The organism is Micromonospora yasonensis (genome assembly GCF_026013475.1).
In the GTDB taxonomy this organism is placed as follows: domain Bacteria; phylum Actinomycetota; class Actinomycetes; order Mycobacteriales; family Micromonosporaceae; genus Micromonospora; species Micromonospora yasonensis.
Window position 1 is genome coordinate 1 of record NZ_JAPDPH010000464.1, and the last position, 1,191, is coordinate 1,191.

1 protein-coding gene is annotated in these 1,191 nt (G+C 66.2%); it reads left to right on the plus strand.

What is annotated here, in order from left to right; all coding sequences use genetic code 11:
- Positions 1-1,191 (plus strand): HsdM family class I SAM-dependent methyltransferase (locus ONA70_RS36360; protein WP_265011001.1); only part of this gene is annotated, 1,191 nt, incomplete at both ends.

Genomic DNA, 1,191 nt, shown 5'->3' on the forward strand with positions numbered 1-1,191 from the left:
GCCGCTTCTCCGAAATCAGCAACGAGACCGCCGGTGAGCACTTCACCCCGCGCGAGGTCATCAAGCTGATGGTCAACCTGCTCCTCGCCCCCGACGAGGACGACCTGATCACCCCCGGCATCGTCCGCAAGGTCTACGACCCGGCCTGCGGCACCGGCGGCATGCTCACCGAGGCCCAGGAGCACATCCAGGCCCACAACCCGCACGCCACCGTCGAGGTGTACGGGCAGGAGCTCAACGGCGAGACGTATGCGATCTGCCGCTCCGACATGATGCTCAAGGGCGGCGACCCGACGAAGATTGCCTTCGGCAACTCGTTCAGCCAGGACGGCCACGAGGATGAGCGCTTCGACTACATGCTCGCCAACCCGCCGTTCGGAGTGGAGTGGAAGAAGGTCGAGAAGTTCATCAAGGACGAGCACGCCCGCGGCCACGCCGGCCGCTTCGGTGCCGGCCTGCCCCGGATCAACGACGGCTCGCTGCTCTTCCTCCAGCACATGATCTCGAAGATGAAGCGCCCCGAGGATGGGGGCAGCCGCGTGGCAATCGTCTTCAACGGCTCGCCGCTCTTCACCGGCGCCGCCGGGTCCGGCGAGTCGGAGATCCGCCGCTGGATCCTGGAGAACGACCTGCTGGAGGGCATCGTCGCCCTGCCCGACCAGCTGTTCTACAACACCGGCATCTCCACCTACTTCTGGATCCTCACCAACCGGAAGGAGCCGGCCCGGCGGCGCAAGGTCGTGCTGCTCGACGGTCGCGACTACTGGACCAAGATGCGCAAGAGCCTCGGCGACAAGCGCAAGATGCTCACCGACGAGCACATCACCGAGCTGACCAGGCTGTACGTCGAGGCGCTGTCCATCGCGGACGACCCGAAGCACCCGCAGCACGCCAAGGTGAAGGTCTTCAAGACCACCGACTTCGGCTACCAGCGCATCACGGTCGAGCGACCGCTGCGGCTGCGCTTCGAGGTCACCGAGGAGACGGTCGCGCTGCTCGCGGAGGCGAAGGCGGTTCTCAAGTACGCCGAGCGGGAGTCTCTGCTGGCGGCGGCAAAGTCACTGATCGGTACGCGATCGGGGACGCGGGCTGACTTCGCGATGAAGCTGAATGGGCTGGGGAAGCTGCCGGCGCCGGTGGAGAAGGCCGTATGGGAGGCTTTCTCGGTCACTGACGCGGAGGGGGAGGTGC